Origin of the sequence: Rahnella bonaserana (assembly GCF_019049675.1) — a bacterium.
In the GTDB taxonomy this organism is placed as follows: Bacteria; Pseudomonadota; Gammaproteobacteria; order Enterobacterales; family Enterobacteriaceae; genus Rahnella; species Rahnella bonaserana.
Window position 1 is genome coordinate 1 of record NZ_JAFMOW010000005.1, and the last position, 255, is coordinate 255.

The 255-nt window shown below is 64.7% G+C and carries 1 pseudogene; it reads right to left on the reverse strand.

The window, feature by feature from the left end:
• A pseudogene (locus J1778_RS00025) lies at positions 1–255 on the reverse strand (type VI secretion system Vgr family protein); the annotation flags it as partial.

Below are 255 nucleotides of genomic sequence, written 5' to 3' on the forward strand. Positions count from 1 at the left end.
GGCCAGCTGCATATGTTCGCCGCTGGTCAGTGCAATCCCTTGTGGCGCGCTGGCCAGCACCACCTGATTTATCGGCTTCAGCCGTTCGCTGAACATGGCGATTTGCGCCGCGATGTCGGCCTCCAGCGCGCTGGCTTCGGCGGCGGCCTGGCTGAGGGCTTTCACCTGACGCTGCAGGTAGTCGATTTCAGCCATCGCCGCGCTGTTATCCAGCACCTGACCCTGCGCCTGCGGCTGGGCGTCCGCGCTGAGAAA